The 22,793-nt window shown below is 58.3% G+C and carries 22 protein-coding genes, 1 tRNA gene and 1 pseudogene; 9 read left to right on the top strand and 15 right to left on the bottom strand.

Annotated elements, in window-relative coordinates; genetic code table 11:
- Positions 1–2: 2 nt before the first annotated feature.
- Positions 3–1,628: an APC family permease gene (locus K0P33_RS16745; protein WP_242149662.1), complete on the bottom strand. Its 1,626-nt coding sequence runs from the start codon at positions 1,626–1,628 to the stop codon at positions 3–5.
- Between the two features lie 177 nt (positions 1,629–1,805).
- Here K0P33_RS16745 and K0P33_RS16740 point away from each other — a divergent pair, with 177 nt between their 5' ends.
- The 4 genes from K0P33_RS16740 (at position 1,806) to K0P33_RS16725 (ending at position 8,133) form a co-directional block, all read left to right on the top strand.
- Positions 1,806–2,564 carry an AraC family transcriptional regulator gene (locus tag K0P33_RS16740; RefSeq protein ID WP_242149658.1) on the top strand — a complete coding sequence of 253 codons (759 nt, stop codon included), beginning with the start codon at positions 1,806–1,808 and terminating at the stop codon, positions 2,562–2,564.
- 86 nt (positions 2,565–2,650) lie between these two features.
- Positions 2,651–4,717, top strand: coding sequence for a maltose alpha-D-glucosyltransferase (gene treS, locus K0P33_RS16735; protein WP_242149655.1), 2,067 nt, complete (start codon positions 2,651–2,653; stop codon positions 4,715–4,717).
- 540 nt (positions 4,718–5,257) lie between these two features.
- The gene (locus K0P33_RS16730) at positions 5,258–6,820 is read left to right on the top strand and encodes an AAA family ATPase (RefSeq protein ID WP_242156058.1); all 1,563 of its coding nucleotides are present in this window, start codon (positions 5,258–5,260) and stop codon (positions 6,818–6,820) included.
- Positions 6,817–8,133 carry an McrC family protein gene (locus K0P33_RS16725; RefSeq protein WP_242149651.1) on the top strand — a complete coding sequence of 439 codons (1,317 nt, stop codon included), beginning with the start codon at positions 6,817–6,819 and terminating at the stop codon, positions 8,131–8,133. Before K0P33_RS16730 ends, K0P33_RS16725 begins: the two co-directional genes overlap by 4 nt.
- Positions 8,134–8,250: 117 nt before the next feature.
- Here the strand turns inward: K0P33_RS16725 and K0P33_RS16720 are convergent, their stop codons facing one another.
- The gene (locus K0P33_RS16720; RefSeq protein WP_242149648.1) at positions 8,251–8,484 is read right to left on the bottom strand and encodes a LysR substrate-binding domain-containing protein; all 234 of its coding nucleotides are present in this window, start codon (positions 8,482–8,484) and stop codon (positions 8,251–8,253) included.
- Positions 8,485–8,517: 33 nt separating this feature from the next.
- Here K0P33_RS16720 and K0P33_RS16715 point away from each other — a divergent pair, with 33 nt between their 5' ends.
- Together K0P33_RS16715 and K0P33_RS16710 are read left to right on the top strand one after the other, a co-directional pair.
- A complete protein-coding gene (locus K0P33_RS16715) occupies positions 8,518–8,892 on the top strand; it encodes a nitroreductase family protein (protein WP_242149645.1) in 375 nt (124 codons plus the stop codon).
- Positions 8,893–9,020: 128 nt separating this feature from the next.
- The gene (locus K0P33_RS16710) at positions 9,021–9,413 is read left to right on the top strand and encodes a tautomerase family protein (protein ID WP_242149642.1); all 393 of its coding nucleotides are present in this window, start codon (positions 9,021–9,023) and stop codon (positions 9,411–9,413) included.
- A gap of 47 nt (positions 9,414–9,460) precedes the next feature.
- Here K0P33_RS16710 and K0P33_RS16705 read toward each other — a convergent pair whose 3' ends face one another.
- Positions 9,461–10,066, bottom strand: a complete 606-nt coding sequence (locus tag K0P33_RS16705) for a cysteine hydrolase (RefSeq protein WP_242149639.1) — start codon at positions 10,064–10,066, stop codon at positions 9,461–9,463.
- Between the two features lie 135 nt (positions 10,067–10,201).
- On the opposite strand from K0P33_RS16705, the gene K0P33_RS16700 reads away from it, so the two are divergent.
- A complete protein-coding gene (locus K0P33_RS16700; RefSeq protein ID WP_242149636.1) occupies positions 10,202–11,062 on the top strand; it encodes an alpha/beta fold hydrolase in 861 nt (286 codons plus the stop codon).
- A 642-nt stretch (positions 11,063–11,704) separates the two neighbouring features.
- Here K0P33_RS16700 and K0P33_RS16695 read toward each other — a convergent pair.
- From K0P33_RS16695 to K0P33_RS16680, 4 genes and pseudogenes are all read right to left on the bottom strand, one after another.
- Positions 11,705–12,004: a hypothetical protein gene (locus K0P33_RS16695; protein ID WP_242149633.1), complete on the bottom strand. Its 300-nt coding sequence runs from the start codon at positions 12,002–12,004 to the stop codon at positions 11,705–11,707.
- Between the two features lie 464 nt (positions 12,005–12,468).
- Positions 12,469–12,663, bottom strand: a pseudogene (locus K0P33_RS16690) (hypothetical protein); the annotation flags it as partial.
- 206 nt (positions 12,664–12,869) lie between these two features.
- A tRNA-Leu gene (locus tag K0P33_RS16685) sits at positions 12,870–12,956 on the bottom strand.
- 198 nt (positions 12,957–13,154) lie between these two features.
- A complete protein-coding gene (locus K0P33_RS16680; protein WP_094953889.1) occupies positions 13,155–13,436 on the bottom strand; it encodes a hypothetical protein in 282 nt (93 codons plus the stop codon).
- A 182-nt stretch (positions 13,437–13,618) separates the two neighbouring features.
- On the opposite strand from K0P33_RS16680, the gene K0P33_RS16675 reads away from it, so the two are divergent.
- Positions 13,619–14,068, top strand: a complete 450-nt coding sequence (locus K0P33_RS16675) for a GFA family protein (RefSeq protein WP_242149631.1) — start codon at positions 13,619–13,621, stop codon at positions 14,066–14,068.
- Between the two features lie 2 nt (positions 14,069–14,070).
- Here K0P33_RS16675 and K0P33_RS16670 read toward each other — a convergent pair whose 3' ends face one another.
- Entirely contained in the window at positions 14,071–14,598 is a 528-nt protein-coding gene (locus tag K0P33_RS16670; RefSeq protein WP_242149628.1) for a DinB family protein, read from the bottom strand.
- A gap of 125 nt (positions 14,599–14,723) precedes the next feature.
- Here K0P33_RS16670 and K0P33_RS16665 point away from each other — a divergent pair, with 125 nt between their 5' ends.
- Entirely contained in the window at positions 14,724–15,413 is a 690-nt protein-coding gene (locus tag K0P33_RS16665; RefSeq protein ID WP_242149625.1) for a tellurite resistance TerB family protein, read from the top strand.
- 550 nt (positions 15,414–15,963) lie between these two features.
- Here the strand turns inward: K0P33_RS16665 and K0P33_RS16660 are convergent.
- The 7 genes from K0P33_RS16660 to K0P33_RS16630 all read right to left on the bottom strand — a co-directional run bounded on the left by K0P33_RS16660 (position 15,964) and on the right by K0P33_RS16630 (position 22,784).
- Entirely contained in the window at positions 15,964–16,785 is an 822-nt protein-coding gene (locus K0P33_RS16660; protein WP_242149622.1) for a hypothetical protein, read from the bottom strand.
- Between the two features lie 18 nt (positions 16,786–16,803).
- On the bottom strand, positions 16,804–17,151 hold the full coding sequence (locus K0P33_RS16655) for a DUF2493 domain-containing protein (RefSeq protein WP_242149620.1): 348 nt from the start codon (positions 17,149–17,151) through the stop codon (positions 16,804–16,806).
- Positions 17,152–17,214: 63 nt separating this feature from the next.
- The gene (mgtA, locus tag K0P33_RS16650; protein ID WP_094953641.1) at positions 17,215–19,929 is read right to left on the bottom strand and encodes a magnesium-translocating P-type ATPase; all 2,715 of its coding nucleotides are present in this window, start codon (positions 19,927–19,929) and stop codon (positions 17,215–17,217) included.
- 235 nt (positions 19,930–20,164) lie between these two features.
- Positions 20,165–20,458, bottom strand: a complete 294-nt coding sequence (locus tag K0P33_RS16645; protein ID WP_094953642.1) for a hypothetical protein — start codon at positions 20,456–20,458, stop codon at positions 20,165–20,167.
- Between the two features lie 317 nt (positions 20,459–20,775).
- Positions 20,776–21,387: a LysE family transporter gene (locus K0P33_RS16640; protein WP_094953643.1), complete on the bottom strand. Its 612-nt coding sequence runs from the start codon at positions 21,385–21,387 to the stop codon at positions 20,776–20,778.
- A gap of 72 nt (positions 21,388–21,459) precedes the next feature.
- The gene (locus K0P33_RS16635) at positions 21,460–22,251 is read right to left on the bottom strand and encodes an AraC family transcriptional regulator (RefSeq protein WP_242149617.1); all 792 of its coding nucleotides are present in this window, start codon (positions 22,249–22,251) and stop codon (positions 21,460–21,462) included.
- A 62-nt stretch (positions 22,252–22,313) separates the two neighbouring features.
- The gene (locus tag K0P33_RS16630) at positions 22,314–22,784 is read right to left on the bottom strand and encodes an arsenate reductase ArsC (protein WP_094953645.1); all 471 of its coding nucleotides are present in this window, start codon (positions 22,782–22,784) and stop codon (positions 22,314–22,316) included.
- Positions 22,785–22,793: the final 9 nt, after the last annotated feature.

Below are 22,793 nucleotides of genomic sequence, written 5' to 3'. Positions count from 1 at the left end.
ATTCAATGGGTGGCCGGGGACAAGCGTGTGTTGTGCTGGGGTTCGCTGACGGCTTCGCTTTCGTCGTCTTCGTGTTCCAGGCGCACCAGGTGCGCAGGCACGCCGGTGGCGGCGCCCCAGTAATAGATGCCCAAGGCGCAGACGGCGACGACAACCGTGTCATACGGGTGGCTGAGTACGCCGATGCCGCCAAAGCTGCCGAGCTTGGAGAGCAGGATGGTCACCGCGTAGAAGCCGATCACCCACGCCGCCGAACGCACTTGCTGCTTGATGTTCAGGTGCGCAGTCGGCACCCAGCGCGCGCACAGCAGGTACACCGCAAACATCAGGATTTGCAGGCCGAGCAGCCACGAGACCGTGCTCCAGCCGGACCAGTACACGATCAGCGCGGCGATGATGAACGACAGTGGGCCGAGCACCGCCATGCCCTTGACCCGGAACGGCCGCGCCATGCCCGGTGCATTGCGGCGCAGCGCGGCGACGGTCACCGGGGCCACGGCGTAGCTCAAGATCAACGCGGCCGACACCACGTTGATCAGCGCTTCCCAGGACGGAAACGGCAGGGTCCAGAACACCGACAAGCCAAAGGTCAGCCACAGCGCTGGGCGCGGGATGCCGGACTTCTCGTCAATACGCGTGAAGATCTTGAAGAACGTGCCGGTCTGCGCCCAGCCATACACCACGCGCGGGGTGGCGTTCATGTAGATATTGCCGCAGCCGCTGGGCGAGATCACCGCGTCGGCCACCACCAGATAGGCCAGCCAGCCCACGCCCAGCGCCAGGGCGATGTCGCGGTAAGGCAGTGCGAGTTCCTTGCTGATCCCGGCCCAACCGTTGGCGAGCATCTCGGTGGGTACGCCGCCGAGGAATGCGGTTTGCAGCAGCACATAAATCGCCGTCGACAGCAGCACCGAGAGGATCAATGCAATCGGAATCGTGCGTTGCGGGTTCTTCACTTCACTGGCTACCGAGATGATCGGCGTGAGGCCCAAGTACGCAAAAATCACCCCGCCGGCCGACACCGCCATCTCGATGCCCGACAGCCCGAACGGGGCAAAACCCTGCACCTGAAAGTTCGCTGGTTTGAAGAAGGTGAACAGCACGCCAATCACCAGCAGCGGCACGATGAACTTGAACACGCTCACCAGGTTATTGGCGATGGCGAAGGTCTTCACGCTGCGGTAGTTGAGGACAAAGAACAGGCACAGCAGGGCGAACTGCACCAGCCAACCGAGGGTGGTCGGGTCACTGGAGCCGACTTTGGTCAGTTCGGGAAACCAGGCCGCGGCGTATTGGCGCGAGGCGACCACTTCAATCGCCACTAGGCTTGAAAACGCGATCAACGTGATAAAGCCCATCAGGTAGCCCAGCAGCGGGCCGTGGGAATACACCGGGTAACGCACCACACCACCGGCGCGGGGCAGGGCGGCGCCGAGTTCGCAGTACACAATGCCCAACAGCAGCACGGCGAAACCACCGATCAGCCAGGAAATAATCCCGGCGGGCCCGGCGATGGCGGAGACGTGGCTGGCCGCAAACAGCCAGCCCGAACCGAAGATGGCGCCCAGCCCGATAAAGGTGAGGTCCATCAGTGAAAGTTGTTTCTTGAACTTGCCTTGAGCAGACATGGCGGCGCCTTCTTGTGAGTTATTGGATAGGCATGCAGTGGCGCTATCCTGAACCCATCAATGGCGTGGTGATTGATGTTTTGCGCGTGTGTGGATGACGAATTCGGCACAGTTCACCAGGCTCGACAGCCATGCCGGCATGCGGCAATCTGCTCAAAAAAACCGGGAGTCCAGGTCATGTTGCCGAGCGCATTTGCGAGCCTTTTTCAGGCCAATCGCCCCCACAACATTGAACAGCTCCTGGCCGGGGTGGCACAGCTGTTGCCGATGCTCGACGTGATCCCCAACGCCGCGATCTTCATCAAGGACATCCACGCCCGCTACCTACTCGCCAACCACACCTTGGTGCAACGCTGCGGCCTCAAGCAGCTGCAACCGCTGCTGGGCAAGACCAGCGCCGAAGTATTCCCAGCGCAACTGGGGCCGGGTTACACCGAACAGGATCGGCGCGTGCTGGAGCAGGGGTTTGTACTGGAAGACCAGCTTGAATTGCACCTGTACGGCACCCGCGAACCCGGCTGGTGCCTGACGCACAAATGGCCGCTGTACAGCGCTGCAGGCCAGATTATTGGCCTGGCGGGTATCTCGGTCGACCTGCAATCGGCCAGCGAAACCCACCCGGCGTACCAGCGCCTGGCCGCCGTGGACGAGTACATCCGCACGCATTTCAACCGGCGCGTCACCCTTGGCGAACTGACGCGCATCGCCGGAATTTCCGTGGCGCAACTGGAGCGCTACTGCAAGCGCGTGTTCCACCTCACACCCCGGCAGATGATCCAGAAAGTGCGCCTGGAACATGCGCATCGGTTGCTGCACACCGACCTGCCGATCACCGAAGTGGCGCTGCAATGCGGCTACACCGACCACAGCGCGTTTACCCGCCAGTTCAAGGCATTGACCGGGTTTACGCCGAGGCAGTATCGGCAGTTGGCGTAGTTGCCGGCATTGCAATGCAACGAATCACTCCCGTCGTCGCTCCTATGCTTACGAGTAACCTTTTCACGCACACAGGTAATAGGCTTATGACGGCGGCGGACAACGATCATGTGAACTGGCTGGTTGAGCAATCGATGCTGCACGCGGCGCGCCAGCGGGCCAAGCTGTATTCGGGGCAAGGGCGCTTGTGGCAACAGCCGTATGCGCATACCCGGCCGCGCGATGCTACCGCCTTGTCTTCTGTGTGGTTTACCGCCTACCCAGCCTCGATCGTGACCCGTGAAAACGGCACGGTATTGGAGGCGCTGGGGGATGAAAGCCTGTGGCACGCGCTGTCGAAAATCGGCATCCAGGGCATTCACAACGGCCCATTGAAGAAGTCCGGCGGGCTGTCCGGTACGCGGCATACGCCGACCATCGACGGCAATTTCGACCGCATCAGTTTTGAAATTGACCCGCAGCTCGGCACCGAGGCGCAGTTGCAGGCGCTGACGCGCATGGCGGCCGCGCACAATGCGGTGATCATCGACGATGTGATCCCGTCGCACACCGGCAAGGGCGCGGATTTTCGCCTGGCCGAGATGGCGTACGAGGACTATCCCGGCCTCTACCACATGGTGGAAATCCGCGAGGAAGACTGGCCGATGCTGCCCGACGTCGCCGAAGGCCGTGATGCGCAGAACCTCAGCCCATTGCAGGTGGATGCGCTGCGTGACAAGCATTACATCGTCGGCCAGTTGCAGCGGGTGATCTTTTTCGAGCCCGGCGTGAAGGAAACCGACTGGAGCGCGACGCCGGTAGTCATCGGTGTGGATGGCAAGCCGCGGCGCTGGGTGTACCTGCACTATTTCAAGGAAGGCCAGCCGTCGCTGAACTGGCTGGACCCTTCGTTCGCGGCGCAGCAGATGATCATCGGCGACGCCTTGCACGCGATTGACGTGATGGGCGCCAAGATCCTGCGCCTGGACGCCAACGGCTTCCTCGGCGTGGAGCGCAAGCTGGAGGGCGGTGCCTGGTCGGAAAGCCATCCGCTGTCGATCACCGGCAACCAGCTGCTCGGCGGCGCGATTCGCAAGGCCGGTGGGTTCAGCTTTCAAGAGTTGAACCTTACCGTCGACGACATCGCCGCCATGTCCCACGGCGGCGCCGACCTTTCTTATGACTTCATTACGCGCCCGGCGTACCAGCATGCGTTGCTGATGGGCGACACCGAGTTCCTGCGCCTGATGCTGCGCGAAATGCACAGCCAGGGCATCGACCCAGGCTCGCTGATCCATGCGTTGCAGAACCACGACGAACTGACCCTGGAACTGGTGCACTTCTGGACCTTGCACGCCCACGACAGCTACCTCTACCAAGGCCAGACGTTCCCCGGCAACATCCTGCGCGAGCATATCCGCGAGCAGATGTATGAGCGCCTGGCGGGCGAGCATGCGCCGTATAACCTCAAGTTCGTCACCAACGGCGTGTCCTGCACCACCGCCAGCATCATCACGGCAGCCCTGGGTATTCGTGACCTTGAAGCAATTACGCCGGCCGATATCCAGCAGATCCGCCAGATCCATTTACTGTTGGTGATGTACAACGCCATGCAGCCGGGCGTGTTTGCGTTGTCGGGCTGGGACTTGGTCGGCGCGTTGCCATTGGCGGCCGATGAGGTGGCGCATTTGATGGGCGATGGCGATACCCGCTGGGTTCATCGCGGCGCCTACGACCTGGTGGACTTGAACCCGGATGCCGAGCTCTCGGCGGGGCAGATGCCGCGCTCGAAAACCTTGTACGGCAGCCTCAACAGTCAATTGCAGGACCCGGAGTCGTTTGCCTCGCAGTTGCAAAAAATTCTCGCGGTGCGCAGTGCCTACGGGATCGCCGCCAGCCGCCAGATTCTGGTGCCGGAGGTTGAGCACCCGGGCTTGCTGATCATGGTTCACGAATTGCCGGCCGGGAAGGGCACGCAGATCACCGCGCTTAACTTTGGCGCTACGCCGATCACTGAAACCCTGCACCTGCCCAATATCGCGCCGGGGCCGGTGGTCGACATCATTAATGAACGGGTGGAGGGCGATCTTACCGCTGAGGGGGAGTTCACCATCACCCTGGATGCGTATGAAGGCCTGGCGCTGCGGGTGGTCAGCCATTCGCCGATGCTTTAAGGGCGGAAGGCATCGATGAAGTGCCGCAGCTTCGCAGTGCGCTGGCGGTCGGGCAGATCAGAGTCAGGCGCCTAATGATCGGTAAGACTACTTCAAACGGCAGCGACCTTATTGAGTTTTTTGGCCCGTTCAACACGGGAGCGTTTTTCGGGTGGACAGGATGATGCCAAATGGCTAGCTTCGGCGGCACTCATCTTTCTCAGGACGTTTCACATGACATTGAAGTTGCGTAATCGGGTGTTCGAGTTGTTGCAGCAAACGCCCGGAAAGCGGTGGACACCCAGTGATTTAGCCTGGGAACTCTTTCGGCTATATCCTGCCGATTGCCAGGAAAAGAAAGCGCGCAGCAAGGCCATCGATACCAACGATGCACTGGTATCGCAAATAGCCCGTGAAATTTACGGGTCTCGCATCCGCTGGCAGGGTAGCTATCCGGAGGTGCAATCTGAAGGGGAAAACCCCCGTCGCCTCTATTGGGATAATACACAGCCCGTGCCTTCTAAAAACGCTCAGGTTTCTTCGGCGGTAACCAGTGGGAAAGTGGCGCTGAATCGGATTCTGTTCGGTCCGCCGGGCACGGGTAAAACCTACGCGACGATTGAGGCGGCGCTGGAAGTGCTGGACCCGGATTTCCTTACGGAGCAGCGGCTGAACAGTTCGGCGGATGATGATCTGCGCCTTGCGCTGAAAACCCGTGTCGATGAATTGGACCGTGAAGGTCGTATCCGCTTCGTGACCTTCCACCAAAGCTTTAGCTACGAAGACTTTATCGAAGGGCTACGCGCATCCAGCAATGAAGACGGGCAACTCGAGTACGCAGTAGAACCGGGGGTATTTAAGCGTCTTTGTGACCAGGCGCGGACCAGTTCGGCCAATGCGGGTACCAGCAGCAATCCGCGTATCTGGAAAATTTCCATCAATGGCAGTTGGGGTAGTCCTGAGTTGACCTACTGCCTTGCGCACGGCGAAGCCCGTATCGGCTGGGTGGAGGCGGGCGATATGAGCGCTGAAAAAATGACGCCTTATTACGACCAGTTGGGGAGTAATAACAAAAGCACCCTGACGGCTTTTGCCAAAGAGATTCAGCCTGGCGATATTTTGGTGTGTATTCATTCAGCGGAGCTAATCTCGGCAGTCGGTGTCGTCACCGGTAACTATCGATATGAGGCTAGTCCGCCCAGCATTGTGCGCGAATACCCGCACGTGTTGCCGGTGAATTGGCTGTATCGCGACCTCAAACTGTCAGTCTTACCGCTTAATGGCGAAAAATCTTTTACCCAGAAAACCGTTTACCCACTCGATCGCTTCAACTGGAGTGATCTCCTTGGTTACCTGAATAAATCGGATGCCAAGCCAATCAGTCCTTTCGAGCAAACAAACGAAGTACGCAAACCCCACGTCCTTGTTATCGATGAAATTAACCGGGGTAACATTTCACGTATTTTCGGCGAGCTCATTAGCTTGATTGAGCCGAGTAAGCGCGAGCGTCTGGATGCCGAGTCGAGCGAAGCATTGAGTGTTCAGCTTCCGTACTCGAAGAAGCCCTTCAGTGTGCCAGACAACGTGTACCTCATCGGTACGATGAATACGGCGGATCGTTCCCTCGCCTCAATGGATATTGCTCTGCGCCGGCGTTTCAATTTCATTGAAATGCCGCCTGAACCCGACCTGCTGGAAGGCATTTTCGTCAACGAAGGCGCTGATGCAACGTTGGAGACCGGGCTCGACATCAAGCAACTGTTGATCACATTGAACAAACGCATTGAGGTGCTACTCGATCGCGACCATTGTCTGGGGCATGCTTACTTTCTCCCGTTACGGAACGAGCCGAGTCTGGGGCTACTGGCATCTATCTTTCGCCAACAAATTTTGCCGCTACTACAAGAGTATTTCTTCGAGGACTGGCAGCGTATCCATTGGGTGCTGAATGACCACAACAAAGAGGAAGACGACGAAAAGTTTGTTCAGGAAGTAACGATAGACTTCCTGCAATTGTTCGGCAAAAAGGGGCCTGTTGATTCGCGAACCCAGCGATGGCAGTTGAATGAACGTGCATTCGGCCGTCTCCAAGCTTACCTGGCTATCGGTGAGGTCGCCCGTTGAGTCCTCCCGTCACGGTCCGCGAATTTGCCTGGCTGACCACCGATGACATTGAGTCGGATCTGGATCAGGCGCAAATTCCTCATTCAGCCTTTAAGTGGCTCTGTGACCTGAACGACTCCTTCACCAAAGGGGGAACGGCATTGGCGCAGATAGCGGGTCGATGCTGGTTGAAACTGGATAACTTCGTCGGCGTCCTTGAGAGCCCTTGCGGCACGCAATTGGAGATACTCCCCAAGCATTTTGAACAAGACGATTGCATTGAGCAGAGCCGTAGATTGCTCTGCAAGATGATTCAGACCGCATTCAACCTGAAAACCCGTCGAGTAGGCCCCGCGGATCTGATGTTGTTCGATGCGCCACTGAGTGAGTGGGTGATGCAGCAGTTCTTACTGGAGCTTGATCATCTATTCAAACGAGGCGTGCGCTTTGACTACCAGCGTGTAGAGGAAGAACAGCGTTACCTACGTGGCCAACTGGATATTGTCAGGCAAATGCGCCAGCCCCCGGGGCGTCAGCACCAGTTTCAGCTACGCCATGATATTTTCCTGCCTGATCGCCCGGAAAATCGACTGCTAATGCTGGCTTTACAGAAAGTCTGCAAATCGACGCAGCAACCGGACAGTTGGCGTTTAGCCCATGAGCTTCGGGGCCTGTTGCACGAGTTGCCGGCCAGCCGTGATGTAAAGGCGGACCTGAAACTATGGCGCGATGATCGTTTGATGGCTCATTACCAACATGTAAAACCTTGGTGTGAGCTGGTTTTAGGGGAGAACATGCCAATCGCCGTGTCGGGTGGTTGGCATGGGATCAGCTTGTTGTTCCCTATGGAAAGATTATTTGAACGCTATGTGGAAGCCTGCCTTCGAACGACTTTGCCTGCCTCTGCGACATTACAGCGACAGGTCAAGCAAGAGTTCCTGTGCTGGCACAACGAAGAAGGTATGTTCCAACTCAAGCCCGACATGCTCATCGCGCTGAAGGATCGACGCTGGGTGTTGGATACTAAATGGAAGCGTCTGGATCACAGCACAAGCAAGTACGGTTTGAGCCAATCGGACTTTTATCAATTGTTAGCCTATGGCCAGCGGTATTTGAAGGATCAGCAGCAAGGAGAAATGCTGCTGATCTATCCATGCAAAGCCAGCTTTAATCAACCTCTTCCGGAGTTCCGTTTCTCGTCGGATCTACGGCTCTGGGTGGTGCCCTTTGACTTAGAGTTAGGGGTGCTGGTTGATAGACAGCCCATCCCGCTCCCTTTGTGGTGGGAGGGCCTTTCTGAGTCGTTCGCCGCTGAGGCGTCAGTCAGTGGTTGAGACGGTGGTCCCATTGATACCTTTTAGTCAGGCGTCAGACGAATATGAAATGAGTTGAAAAAAGCTTTTCCTGGGCCACAGAAAGGTACTGTGGATTCATTGCTTCCCGCGCTCGATTCAGGGGCCAAAGGCGCTGATCGACGCATCGATGAAATGCCGCAACTTTGCAGTGCGCTGGCGGTCGGCCGGGTAGATCAGGCTCATCGGTTTGGACGGGCCTTCATAATTAGGCAGCACCCGCACCAGTTGGCCGCAGGCCAGTGCGGGGGCGAGCAGGTCGAGCGCCGCCGTCACCATGCCGAACCCGGCGATGGCGGCCTGGAGCTGCGCCTCGGCACTGTTGACGCGCAAAAGGCTGCCGACCTGCACCGGATAGGGTTTTGCGTGGCGAGTGAACCCCCATTCTTTGATGACCACACCGCGCGCCAGGCCTGCTTGCGCCACAACCTGAAGTTTTTTGACGCGCCCTACGTGGCCTTTTTGTTCATGCCAAAAATCAGCGACTACGTACGCGCGGCGGGCGATATCGGCATGTATGCGCAGACCTTTCTGCTGTCGTTGCAGGCACACGGCCTGGGCGGGATTTCCCAGACGTTGTTGGGGATGTACACCGACACGGTGCGCGAAGTGCTAGGGGTCAGTGCGGACTTGAAGCTGATGTTCGATATTTCCTTCGGGCAGGCCGACCCGCATTCAGCGTCCAATGGTGTTGAAGTGAGCTGGGTGGCGTTGGAGGAGAGTGTGGTGAGGCATCGTTAAGCCTTATGTGTGTGCTTCACACATTATAACTTTACTAATTATGCGTTCTAAGCATTTTATGCTCGAGTTTAGCTTGGGGTTATTGGCTGCCGATGTGGACTGCCACCGACCTGTTGAGGATTTTTCCCATGCCTTTAGTTCGAATTGATCTCGCCGCCGATACCTCTACTGAAACCGCTGCCGCGATTGGTGATGTGATCTACGCCGCGATGACCAGCGTCGCCAATGTGCCTGAGCACGATAAGTTCCAGATCATCAATCGCCACGCCAAGGATGACCTTGTGTACCCGGCGGCGGGTTACTTGGGGGTCGGCTATACACCGAACATCGTGTTAATACAGGTCACTTGGAGCGCTGGGCGCAGTATCGACGTGAAAAAGGCTTTCTATACATTCATCGCCGAGGGCATTCACGCCAAAACCGGGCTGCGTAAGGAGAACGTGTGGGCCAGCCTGGTGGACGTGAAGCGTGAAGACTGGTCGTTTGGTAACGGTGAAATGCAGTACGCACCGACCGAGTGACTTAAAGCCAAAAAAGGGGCGACTCATTTATGCGTCGCCCCTTTTGCTTATTGGGTGTCCAACGCCTGCAGAAACTGGTCGTGTTTCAGCGTTTGCGAAAACATCGGCAGCGTAAAGTTTTCGGCGGCGTGCTGTTGCTCATCGCTGAACGTTGCGGTGCAATCGGTCAAGGTCACCACGTCGTAGCCTTTCTCATAACCGGACCGCACTGTGCCTTCGACACAGCAGTTAGTCAGGAAACCCGCGACCACCAGGTTCTTGATGCCATTGTTACGCAGCACCAGGTCCAGGCCGGTTGTGGCGAACGCATCCAGGCCGAGCTTGCCCTCGACCAGGATGTCGGCGGCCTCGCGTGTCAGCGCCTCGGTGATCTCGGCGCCCCAACTGCCGGCGCGAAAGGCATTCGCGTCTGCCACACCTTTGAGAATTCCGTAGGTGCGGGTGGTCAGTTCGGGGTAGCCGTCGGCAAACTGGATCGGCATATGGATGATCTTCACGCCGAGCTTGCGTGCCTGCTCAACCGTGGTGGCGGTATTGGCCAACATGTTGGTGGTGTGCATGACGTCTTTGACGGCGTCGTGAAACACCCCGCCCGGGGTGGTGAAGTCGTTCTGAAATTCAATCAAAACCAACGCGGTGGTAGTCGGGTTCATGTTGATGCTCCGATGAGGTGATTGTTTCACTCGTGCAGTTATAGGCTGTTTAGCGTGCCCCGTCATGAGATAGCAACGGGGCGCAGGCACAGTGGCGCTTTCGGTACTCGGACGTACCCTCCCTGGAATTGAATCATGTTTCGACACTTGGTTTTTTGGCTGGGCCTGCTCGTGCTGCTGCCTCGGCTGACCCTGGCGGAGCCTGTAAGTTTTGCCACCCAGGACATTACCTTCCAAAGCGCCGGTGTTGCACTGGCCGGCACCGTCTTCCTGCCCGAGCATCCGCAGGTGGGCGTGGTACTTGTGCACGGCTCCGGTCAGGAACCGCGCATGGTTCGTTTCGCAACGCTGCTGGCCGGGCGTGGCATTGCCGTGCTGACCTACGACAAGCGCGGCGTCGGGCAATCCGCTGGTGTATACGTCGGCCCCGAGGTGGGTACCAACAACCTCGATGCGTCCAACCTGGTGGCCCTGGCGGGTGATGCAAATGCAGCGGTTACGGCCCTGTCAGCACAGGCTGCGGTGCCCATCGGGTTGGTGGGTTTCAGCCAGGCCGGCTGGGTCATTCCCATCGCCGCAGAACACAATCGCAGCGTCAATTTCATGGTGCTGTTCAGCGGGCCTGTCCTCACCACACGGGAGCAATTGCGGTTTCAGTTTCTGACCCAGGGCAAGGCGGACTTCTGGCGCACTCACAGCCAAGCGGATGTGCGTCAACATATCGCGCAAGACCCCGACCGTTACCCGTTTGTCGACACTGACCCGCGCGCTGCGTTGGCCAAGGTGTCGACCCCGGGGCTGTGGTTGTTGGGCGGCAAAGACCTGCAAACTCCGGCGTTCATGGCCATCAAGCGGTTGGACGCGATGAATGCCAAGGGCAAGGCATTTGAATATCGGCTCTATCCCGAGTTGGGGCACAACGTCTCACCCGGCGGCGCCGGCCAGTCGGTTGAAAACGCGGTGCAATGGATCAAGGCAGTCACGGTTGCTCGTTGAGGCGCTCGCCACAGTTCATTTGGCATCGTGAAAAATGATGCCGAGGGTTCTGCGCTCACCGCGATGAAGGCGGCTCAGTCGTGCCGATAGCGGCAACGTGTCCAGTTCCACCAGCACCGCCAGCCTGGGTGATGCAGGAACCGTCGAACTCCGTCGAGAAACTGGACAAGCTGTTTTCGATTTACGGAGAGACCTCATCGCCGACCAAGCAGCCTTGAGGGCGGCGCAGACGTATATCAGGGATGTCTGCCAGCGACCCTAGGAGGCCCGGGTTTCGCTTTGCCTTTTTGCGGTCAACTCTTTTTGACGGTTCTTCTTATCCAATTGGTAGCCCAACCAGAGTGTGGTGATACCGAAAACAACCAGTAGTGCTATCTGATATATGGGCACTCTTTTCTCTCTGAAAAAATTAGACACGCAGAAGGGTTTGGCTGCATCGTGCAATATTTTTCCGAAGCACTCAGGTGTGTGACGAGTGAACGGCGATTTGATGGTGGGCTGATCAGGGCTTAAAGAAAAGAAAGACCTGCGAGCAGGCCATGGTGGCCTGCTGCAGTAACATTCAGGAGTAGCGAGAACTGTAGTTTTTTTTGTTTTTACAGGTTTTTAGAGTGCTACTCTTTTTGTGTTTTTTTATTGTTTTTAAGGTGCGCTTCGGCAGCTCTCGCAGCGCCATCCCTTATAACTTTCGGATTTCTCAAGCACTGTAATAAAATCACGACCGCCTATACTGTTTTGGCAGTTGTTATGTTTTTCATTTGGTTCTTTCACCCCCTCGCATCGTTTTTTCAGGAAGGGGCTTACCACCGCCTGCTGCTTTGACGAAAGCGCTCTAAAACCCTTGTCTACGGCTAGCTTGGCGTAGCTTTGTACGCTCGGCTTTTCACCTTGAAATGCGTTCTTCGCGATAAGGGCCGAGAAAATCTCTCGCTCGATAGTCATTCGTTAATCCTTTATTCAACCAACAAATTTGCTCATGTTTTTTCTTATACTGAGCAATGCGAAAACATACGTTACCACTAGGTGGGTTTTTATTGAACTGGGTTTCCATCCAGCTATAAAAGGCAAGGCCTCTCGTTTTCGGTTAGTGAATATTGGTTTCTTGGTGTTTAGAATATTTCAAGAGGTCTTTGTTGCAATTTGTTTCTTGTTCGGGAGAGTGAGGAAGTTTCGCTTTGCACTTTAATGAGGTCGTGCGCCGTGGGACGCTTCTGTCTTTCGCGCTAAATTTAAGGATGACGCTACTTCTTATGAGCTTCTATAAAGTTCCGCGATTCCCTATCCCGGGCTGTCGATCAAATTGGCACAACTGGTACTGTGTGCGACGCGTCCTATACTGCCTTGACTAACTAACAGGAGTGCGAAATTCTCTAATCTCCACAGAAGAGGTGGTGCGTTTGCGGCTACCCGGCAAACTCTGCGCTCTTCGCCTGGGTCTCTAGCAGCATTTGGCTGATGCCGAAAACGTCAGCCCGCGCTTTGCGCAGCTGCAGGTTCAGCTCCTGGATCTCGTTCTCCAAAAGTCTGCCGTGCTGGCGGTACATTTCCAGGGGCGTAGGGCATCCAAGCCACGCAGAGGTGTCTTCGTCGATAGGGTGCATGGTGAGGTAATCCGATTGCTGTATGTTCGTACAGTAATCGAGGTTTAGGCATGATGCGATTTGAGGCGACGAGCTGTAGCGGATTTTGGGTTGGTGTTCGGTCGGCAGGACGCCGGTGGAGTGGAATTGCGGTGCAGTGTATTAAATTGCGGAGCACAAAAGATAAGGGCCTGCATGAAGTTCATCATGCAAGCCCTTGATATCTATGGTGCCCGAAGCCGGAATCGAACCGGCACGCCCTTACGAGCGGGGGATTTTAAGTCCCATGCGTCTACCAGTTTCGCCATTCGGGCGGTAGCGCGGTGCAGCAGGGTTGGGAATATATAGACCCGAGCGTTTGGATGCAAGGTCGAAAACGCTGTTTATCGCTTTAATCCAAAGCTGAAAAAGCTTGTCAGATCAGTGATCTACACAGGAAAGCTGGGGCTGAAGCGAGGTGTTGGACACCTCGCGAAACGTTCCAGTCAACAACTGACACGGGCCTGAATGACTCAGACAAATGGCTGCCCGCTGAAACCGCGTGGCAAACGCTGCAAGCCGGGCAGGTCGGTGAGGCGTTGTGTCCACGCGCTGCGCCAATCGCTGGCGGTGTGGGTTTTGGCTTTGCGTGCGGAGCGGCGGGCGGCGTTGCGTTGGGTGCGGCGCGCTTCCTTGTAGGCATCGGTATTGCGGCAGGTACGGCATTTGACTCGGTTCAGCTCAGTGCTGGACGTGAGGTTGCTGCCGTGGTGGCCGCAGGCTAAATGCCCGGCGACCTTGAAGTGAGTGACCATGTAAGCGTCTCCTTCTTATGGGGTGCGCGCATCGGTAATACGCTGATGTGCGCGAGGAGGGCGGGCTGCGGAAAATCCCGACACCTGAAGTTACGACCCCAGACGCAGCGCAGCGTTCGGTTTTGCGCTTAAGGGTGTTCAGGCTAATCTGTGCCGCCAACAATCATAAAAAGGAGTGAATGATGAGCGTCGAAAAACTGCCGCTGGAAGGCAGCTGCCGCTGCAATCGGGTGCGTTTCAGTGTGAGCTTGCCACCGGTGATTACCATGGCGTGCCATTGCAGCGGCTGCCAGAAAATGACCTCCAGTGCGTTCTCCCTCAGCGCGCTGTTTCCCGCCAGCGGCTTTACCGTGACTCAGGGCTGCCCGGTGATTGGCGGCTTGCACGGTGTGGACCGCCACTATTGCTGCCCGCATTGCATGAGCTGGCTGTTTACCCGCCCGCATGGCATCGATGAGTTCGTCAATGTGCGTGCGACCTTGCTGGATAACGCCAGTGATTACGTGCCTTTCATGGAAACCTGGACCAGCGAAAAGCTGCCTTGGGCCACGACCCCCGCGGTCGAAAGCTTTGCGCAATTGCCTGAGCTGCAAGAATTCCCGCGCTTGATGCAGGCCTACGCGCAGCGCTGAGTTCAGTCGATCAGTGCCAGCAGGTCGGTGTCGCCCACGTCCACGCCCGCCTGGGTCAGCAACGTGGTTGCCTGGCCCCGGTGGTGGGTCTGGTGGTTGAAAAAATGCACCAGCAAGCCGAAGAACGGTTTGCTGTTCGCCACGCCGCGCATGTTGTGGTAACTCAGGCGCTGATCCAGGTCGGTTTCGCGCAGGCTGTGGGCCCACTCGAGGATGAGTTGGTCCAGCCAGGCGCGATGGTTTGCCAGCTCGCGGATATCGGCAAAGGCCAACTGCTTGAGGTCGCTGGGTGTGGCAATCGCACTTAAGGAGGTCAGGGCCGCAAAGTTTGCCGGGTGCTGGGCAAAGCGCTTGAGCCAGACGGTGTCGCCCAGCGCCAGGTGATTGAGGGTGCCGAGAATCGAGCCGAAAAACGCCTGTCGGTCCGCGCTCAGCTCTGCGTCCGTCAGCGTGCCGGCGGCTTCGTAGACTTTGCGGTTCATCCACTGGTTGTAGTGGGCCATCAACGCGATGTGCTCGATGCGGTTCACGTGGGTTCTCTCTTAGCGGCGTAGTGGCGCCATCATAAGGCGTGCCCGCCCGGCGGTCATGGTGTTCCAGCCTGGGCGGGCTATGGTTGTTGAACGCCATTACTGCGCCCCGGGAGGGTGAGAGCATGAACACCAGCGATCTATTGGAACAATTGCTGCGCGGGCAGCAAGGCGGCGGCGCCTCGGGCGGTGGCCTGGGTGGGCTGCTGGGCGGTTTACTGAAAGGCACCAGTACTGGGAATGCTTCGGCTGGCGGCGGTTTGGGTGGGTTATTAGGTGGCTTGGGTGGGTTGTTGGGCGGTGCGCCCGCCAGTGGTTCGACGCCGACGCGCTCAGGCGGGATGAATTACGCGGCGCTGGCTTCGTTGGGAATGGCGGCGTTTCAGGCGTATCAGGCGTGGCAGCGTCAGCAGGCGTCTGCGCCGCAGCAAACGATCCAAACGGTTGACCAGCTTGATGGGCCGCAGGCTGAGGCTCATAGCCATGCGCTGTTGCGTGCGCTGATTGCGGCGGCTAAGGCGGATGGTGAGATTGATGAGCAGGAGCAGGAGATGATCTCAGCCGAGATTGGGCGCCATACTGATGACCCGCAATTGCAGCAATGGCTCGATGCCGAGGTGGCCAAGCCGCTGAATGCTGCGGATTTTGCTGAATATGCGAAAGATCCGGCGGTGGCTTCGGAGGTTTATTTGGCCAGTGTGATGCTGGTGAATGTTGAGCAGGCAGGGGAACGGGGTTATCTGGATGAGTTGGCGGGGCAGTTGCGGATTGATCCGGGGTTGCAGGTGCATCTGGAGCAGCAGGCTAAGGCTTAGAGGCTGTTTTTTGAGTACATATCCGTTGCTGCGGTAACGGCTGATAGGGGTTCCGCCCTTACGGCGGGTCACTTTTGAAAGAGCCCAAAAGTAACCAAAAGGCTCTTGCCCCACCACTCGGCACCTCGCCTAGGCTCGGTGTGCCCTCACGCAGGCTTTGGACCGTGGGCCGCCGCCATGGGCCATCCTTGGCCCATCGCGGCTAAACCGGCGTCCTGCCGGTTTACCCACGCTCCAAAGCCTGCGTTCGGCCAGCGTGGTTTAACGGGGCGCCTAAGATCAAGATCAAAAGCAGATCAAGATCAAAAGCAAGAGCACGGCGGCCTAGTAGCCGACCTGAGTGGTTAAATCAAAAGCTAAACCGAGGCGGCCTGACAGCCGACCTGATCTTGATGGCAGAACTCAATCTAATGTGGGAGCTGGCTTGCCTGCGATAGCATCAATTGGTTATGCCTGATACACCGAGGTGTCTGCATCGCAGCGGTGCGGCGATCCGACAAGCCCGCTCCCACATTGAATTGAGTCCAGTCTCCACTATCAGGCCGCTGCCTTAGAAACGCACCGTAGCCCCCGTAGTCAACCACCGGTTACGGTCCCCATTCAGGCTTTGCCCAACTACCAAGTCGACATCAACCAACTGGCCCACATGCAATCGCGGCCCGGCCTGCCATGCCTGGTCGCCGCCTTCCTGGCCGTAGCGCTCGCCAATCAGTGTCAGCGCATCCGCAACCTGGTATTCGAACCCGGTTCCCCAGGTCAGGCGGTGATTTTGCTCACCGCCGTTGTAGGCGTGTGTCCAGCCAGCATTCACGTTCAGGCGCAGCGCTTCGAGGGGTTGCCAGGTCAACGGAATGTTCAGGTCCGCGCCGTCAAACGCGTGTTGGCGATCCAGCGCAAAATGCGAAGTCGCTGCCACCGCCATCTGCAGCCCCAAGTCATCCCGCGACCACACTTGCGCCTTCACTTGCGGGCTGACTTGGGTCTCGGTCTCGCCGGCGTTGCTGGCGCGCGACAGTGCGGCGCTCCATTGCACCGAAGGCAGTGCGCTGAAGGTGCAGGCCGGGTTCAAGGTTTGGTTATGGACGTTGCCTTGATGCCGATTGGCGCTGTACCAGGCGTCCACATTGCATTCTCCCGGGGCGTTGACGGCGCCGTCGTCGACCACATAAGCACCACCGGCTGCATGGGCCTTGGAAAGCAGCGCGATGAGCAACACAAGGCCCAGGGTCACGCCGATAAAGGTCAAGTTACGTTGCAGCGCGCGCCGCTTGGCCGGCGGTAACAGCAACAAGGTGTGGCGAGCGTCGCGATAGTGACGTGCGCGGTATTTGGCAAACCCGTCTAGACGGGCAGGGGTGTGTTTTTTGTGCATGATGCACCTCGCTTGAATTCAGCTTTCTACAGTCAGCACCGAAATGCCGCTGGCTTTGGCTTGGCAGACCAGCTCCGAGGTGTCGTCACCACCCGGCAGGGCGATGATTACGTCGGGGCGGCTGTCGGTCAGCATGAAATGGTTGCGCTGGCGTTCCGCCTGCTTGCCGTGGCGTTGCCAATTGGGCGGGTAGCGCACCACGTCGATGCCGATTTCCCGCGCCCACTCCTCAACGTCACTGCCCAGGAACTGGTTGCCGCCGTGAATCAATACCTGCACCGGGCGCAGGCGGTGGTAAGCGTCCAGCACTTGGCGGGACTTTTTGGTGTCGGCGTAATGACGACCTGCACAGATCAAGACGCGCATAGTTGAATCCTTGTGTTGCACGGTGGCCGCCGGGCGACGGCCACCGTTTTCAGAGGCGGGTGATCAGTACCACTGCTTGAAGCGGCGGATGTAGATCGTTTTCATCAGTTGGGCCACGCAGCAGTAGGCGAGCAGGGTGCCGACCAGCCATGGGAAGTACGCCAGCGGCAGCGGCTCCAGGCCGACCAGGGTGCCCAGCGGCGAGAACGGTACGTAGATCCCCAGCCCGATGACGATGGCGGTCATCATCAGCACCGGCCAGGCGGCCGTGCTCTGGAAGAACGGGATCTTGCGAGTGCGCAACATGTGCACCACTAAGGTTTGCGACAACAGCCCTTCGATAAACCAGCCGGACTGGAACAGGGTCTGCATTTCCACGCTGTTGGCGCTGAACACGTACCACATCAGTGCAAAGGTGGTGATGTCGAAGATCGACGAGGTTGGCCCGATCCAGATCATGAAGCGGCCAATGTTTTTCGCATCCCACTTACGCGGTTTGGCCAGGTATTCCTTGTCCATCTTGTCCCACGGCAAGGCCAGCTGGGAGATGTCGTACATCAGGTTTTGCAGCAGCAGGTGGATCGCCAGCATCGGCATAAACGGAATGAACGCACTGGCCACCAGCACCGAGAACACGTTGCCGAAGTTGGAACTGGCGGTCATGTTCAGGTACTTCATGATATTGCCGAAGGTTTCGCGGCCTTTGAGCACGCCTTCTTCCAGCACCATCAGGCTCTTTTCCAAGAGGATGATGTCGGCCGACTCCTTGGCGATGTCGGTGCCGCTGTCCACCGAGATACCCACGTCGGCATCGCGCAGCGCCGGCGCATCGTTGATGCCGTCACCCAGGAAGCCCACGGTGTGGCCGTTGGCTTGCAGCGCCTTGAGCACCCGGGATTTCTGCAGCGGCGTGAGCTTGGCAAACACCGTGCGCTCTTCCACGCGGCGCATCAGGGTGGCGTCGTCCATCGCTTCGATTTCTACGCCCAACAGTGGCTGGCCAGGTTCAAGGCCGACTTGGCGACAGATCTTGCTGGTGACCACGGCGTTGTCGCCGGTCAACACTTTCACCGCCACGCCGATTTGTTGCAGTGCAGCAATCGCCGGGCCTGCGGTTTCCTTTGGTGGATCAAGGAAAGTCAGGAAGCCCTGGATGACCAGGTTGCGCTCATCGGCGGTGGTGTATTGCTGGCGAGCCAGGGATTTAGGGATGTTGCGGGTGGCGACCACCAGTACACGGAAACCATCTTCGTTGTAGTCGTTCGCCAGTGCCAACAACTCGTCACGGCGACGATCATCCAGCGGCACTGCAGCGCCATCCTCTATCACGTGGGTGGAAATGCTGAGCATCTCTTCCACGGCGCCCTTGCACACCAGCAACTGGTCGCCGGAAGCATCCTTGACCACGATCGACAGGCGACGGCGTACAAAGTCGAACGGCAATTCATCGACCTTGCTGTAGGCAAATGGCAGCTGGAACTTGGGATTGTGTTCCGAGAACTGCACCACGGCCTGGTCCATCAGGTTCTTCATGCCGCTCTGGTGGTAGCTGTTGAGCCAGGCCAGGGACAGCACCGCATCATCACGTTGGCCAAAGGCGTTGACGTGGTGTTCGAGGATGATTTTGTCTTGGGTCAGGGTGCCGGTCTTGTCGGTGCACAGCACGTCCATTGAGCCGAAGTTCTGGATCGCATTCAGGCGTTTGACCACCACTTTGCGCTTGGCCATGGCGGTGGCGCCCTTGGCCAGGTTGGCGCTGACGATCATTGGCAGCATTTCCGGGGTCAGGCCCACGGCCACCGCCAGGGCAAACAGGAACGCATCGCCCCAATCGCCTTTGGAGAAACCATTGAGCAGGAACACGATCGGTACCATCACCAGCATGAAGCGAATCAACAGCCAGCTGACGCTGTTCACCCCACGGTCGAACGCGGTCTGCACCCGCGAGCCGACAATGGCCTTGGCCAGCGAGCCAAAGTAAGTGCGTGGCCCGGTGGCGACCACTACGGCCTTGGCGCGGCCGCTGACCACGTTGGTGCCCATGAAGCAGATGTTCGGCAGGTCGAGCAGGTTGCCTTGGTCGGCTGCCAGCGAAGAGGCAGACTTTTGTGTGACGTCACCGAGGGTGTCGTATTTCTCGACCGGCAAGGCTTCGCCAGTCAGCACGGCCTGGCTGATAAACAGGTCACGCGACTCGATCAGGCGGATATCGGCCGGGATCATGTCGCCGGCCGACAGTTGCACGATGTCGCCGGCGACCAGGTCGCGCATCGGTACTTCGCGCAGCGTTGGCTGGGCGCCGACTTGCTCACGGCGCAGCACCGTGGCGGTGGTGCGCACCATGGCTTTCAGCGCTTCGGCGGATTTGGCCGAGCGGTGCTCCTGCCAGAAGCGCAGCAGGCTGCTGAGCAGCACCATGGTCATGATGATGATGACTTTGGTCAGGTCGACTTCTTCACCAGCCTGCAAGGGCAGCCAGTAGTCCGTGATAAAGCTGATGCCGGCCAGGGTCAGCAGTACGTAGATGAAGGGGTTGTTCAGTGCCTGCAGGAACTGGACGATGGCGTGAGGCGGCTTGTCATGGGCCACCTCGTTGTAGCCTTCGCGCTGCAGACGTGCCGAGGCGTCCAGCTCGGTCAAACCGTCCTGGGTGGCTCGCACATTGGCGAGGGTGGCCTGTAGGCCGTTCTGGGCTTCACGGGCGGCACGCATCGACAGTTTGGTGTCGGCGTCGGTGCCATTTTTCTTGTGCAGAGGCGTGTTTTTTACGGCGCTCATTGTCTGTACTCCTGTCGCCAATTCTCGACAAAACATACCCGGTACTTACCTGAATACAGGCGAGCGAAAGCATGCCGAGCCGCGGACTTCGCGATCGGTTTAAATAAGGTGTTCACATAACTTCTACAGCGCCCGCCGGACGCACGTTAGTTAACTAACGCGCAGCGGGCTACTACTGGACTTGTTCATAAAGAACTCCAGACTATTAATCAGAAAGTTGCTGTTTCCAGCCGGTTTAAGCGGCGCGAGTGCTCAGGTAAAAACCGAGCAACAGGCTCGCTTGAGCCAGTGTGGAAACCTTAGGTCTCTGCGGGTCTTGAGGGTCGGCGTGGTCCCAGTGCTGCAGCAGTTGGCCGCTGGCAGGGCAGATACGCCAGTGCGCCAGCGGGGGAGCCGGACGCACTTGGGGGGAAGGTGCAGCAAAGGCGGAACGAGTAGGCGAAAAACCTACGGGCTCGCGGCACAGCTTGGCGCGCAGGGCTGCGGCTAGCGTACGTACATCAGGCAAAACTAAGAGTTGGAAGGTCATAACACACCTCGGGACCGGACGGGCGACCGGTGAGGCAGTTACGGTGGAGCATCAAGCTCTAGCGCAGCTTACCGGACCTGGAAGGCGAGTCCTGTCATATTCTGGGTTTGGCGCCCGATGCCCGCATTAGCGGTGCTCGGACAGCGACTAGATACTGTGTCCATTGGCTTCTTTTGTGAGGTTTAAAAAAGGCCCCAGTTGTGGGCAGGGGCAATCTACTCAGATGGTTACAAAATGTCAACGCATGATTAATTAAATTAACCCGTGTTCAGAGTTCATTCAGATAAGCCGCTCGGAAAGTTACTGGATATATAACTTCATACACCCTGTGCTGCCAGAACAGCCAGATACATCAATACCAGACCACACACGCCATAACTGATGCGCTGCCACAGCGGTGAGGCGTTCTTGCGTAGCAGGTTGACCAGTGCGGCAATCAGAAAACATGACAGCACCGACGCCAGCATAAAGCCTGCAAAAAACATCAACGTTTGCGCATGGCTGGGCGTGGCGCCGACGATGCCCGACAACGCGCTGCCCAGTGCGCCCCAATAAACAATGTTCTTCGGGTTGGCCAGGGAAATGGCCGCGCCCACCGCCAGCGCGTTTTGCCCGCAGCGGGCCGGCGCGGTGTCCGCTACGGGCAAGTGCCAGGCGTCGATCAGGCTGCGCACGCCCAGCCAGGCCAGGTACAGCGCGCACACGATGGTCAGTGGTACGCGCACGGCATCATGCGCAATCAGCAGGGCAATGCCGGTGAGGCCGATCACCGCCCACACGGCGTCGCCCACCAGCGAGCCGATCTGCACCAGCAAGGCCGGGGTAAAGCCCTGGAGCAAGCCTCGGCGCAACGTCTCGGCCAGCACTGCGCCGGGCGAGAGGCAAAACACAAATCCGAATACCAGCGCGTAAAAAAAGATCGTCAACATGCCCGCGTTCCTTCAAGAGAAGCGGGCAGTGTGCGGGCGTGTGGAGTAGGCGTCTTGAACCAGATTGCGCTTTCAGCGTTTCAATACGCGTTGATAGCGGCCAGGGGTGATGCCATAGGCGGCGCGGAAGTGCCGGTTGAGGTGGCTCTGGTCGGCAAAGCCCAGCTCATGCGCGACGTCGCTGGCCGAGACACCGCTGCGCAAAAGCCCCTTGGCGCGACAGGTGCGCAGTTGCATGGCCCATTGCCTGGGGCTTAGCCCGGTTTCTTTCTGGAAGGCGCGCAACAGGTGGAATTTGGACAGGCCCAGTTCATCACCCAGTTGGTCCAGCGGTGGCGACTGGTGTAGCTGCGAGGCGAGTAATTCCTGGGCGCGGCTGATCAGGCTTTTGCTGGTTTTCGGGCTGCCTGCCAGGCGCACACCGCTGACGCCGACCACCTCACCCAGCAGCAGCACCAAGGCTTCTTCATTGCGTTCGCGTAGCCATGCATCGGCGCTCAAGGCACCTTTGATTGCCGCCGCCAGGCGCTGCGCCAAGTCAGGCTGAAAGCAACACGCGTGATCAAACTCCACGTGGGAGAGCCCAAGGTCAGCCGCTAACTGCTCCGCCGTGGCGTACAGGCTGACAAAGTGCCAAGGCGCGCCGTGCGCCGCACCGCCGCCCTGAATCTGCCCGGGGTTGTACAAGGTTATGCTGCCGGGCCCGGCCTCGAACTCGCGGCGGTCGAGCCAGACCTTTTCTTCACCGATCAGGTTCACGCCGATCACGCATTCATCATGGCTGTGGCGGGCAAAGGTCAGGCCGGTGCAGTGGGTGCTACTGACTTCGTAGTTGCCCAGCCAGGCGTGTTGAAGGGTGCTCATCGGGAAGGCTCGTGGAATCGGACTGCGGCCAGCATACGGGGGTTGTCGGCCTGACGGAACGACTACAGCAGCGCGATGCGGTCCAGCTCAGCCTTCAATTGCGTGGGGGAGAGCTGTGCAAAAGGCAGTGCGAAGAATGCTTGGCAGCGGGTGGCGATAGTGCTCAGGGTGAGCTGGAATGCCGCCTCGATACTGGCCTCGTCACGTTTAACCTCCGACGGGTCTGCCAACCCCCAATGCGCCTTCAGCGCCGGCCCGAAATACACCGGGCATGCCTCGCCGGCAGCCTTGTCGCAAACGGTGATGACCACGTCCGGCGGGCTGTCTTCAAACGCATCATTGCCCTTGCTGTATAAGCCGTCGGTGTTGATACCCGCCGCCTGTAACGTACTCAAGCTGCGCGGTAGCACCTGGCCCTTGGGGAAGCTGCCGGAGCTGATCGCCTCGAAGCCTGGCGGCGCCAGGTGGTTGAACAGCGCTTCGGACAAGATGCTGCGGCAGCTGTTGGCGGTACACATGAACAGGACTTTCATGGCGTTAGC

The sequence above is a fragment of the Pseudomonas sp. ArH3a genome (genome assembly GCF_022648765.1).
GTDB lineage: Bacteria > Pseudomonadota > Gammaproteobacteria > Pseudomonadales > Pseudomonadaceae > Aquipseudomonas.
The sequence above is the reverse complement of the archived record's forward strand: the minus strand, read 5'-3'. Positions and strand labels throughout refer to the sequence as shown.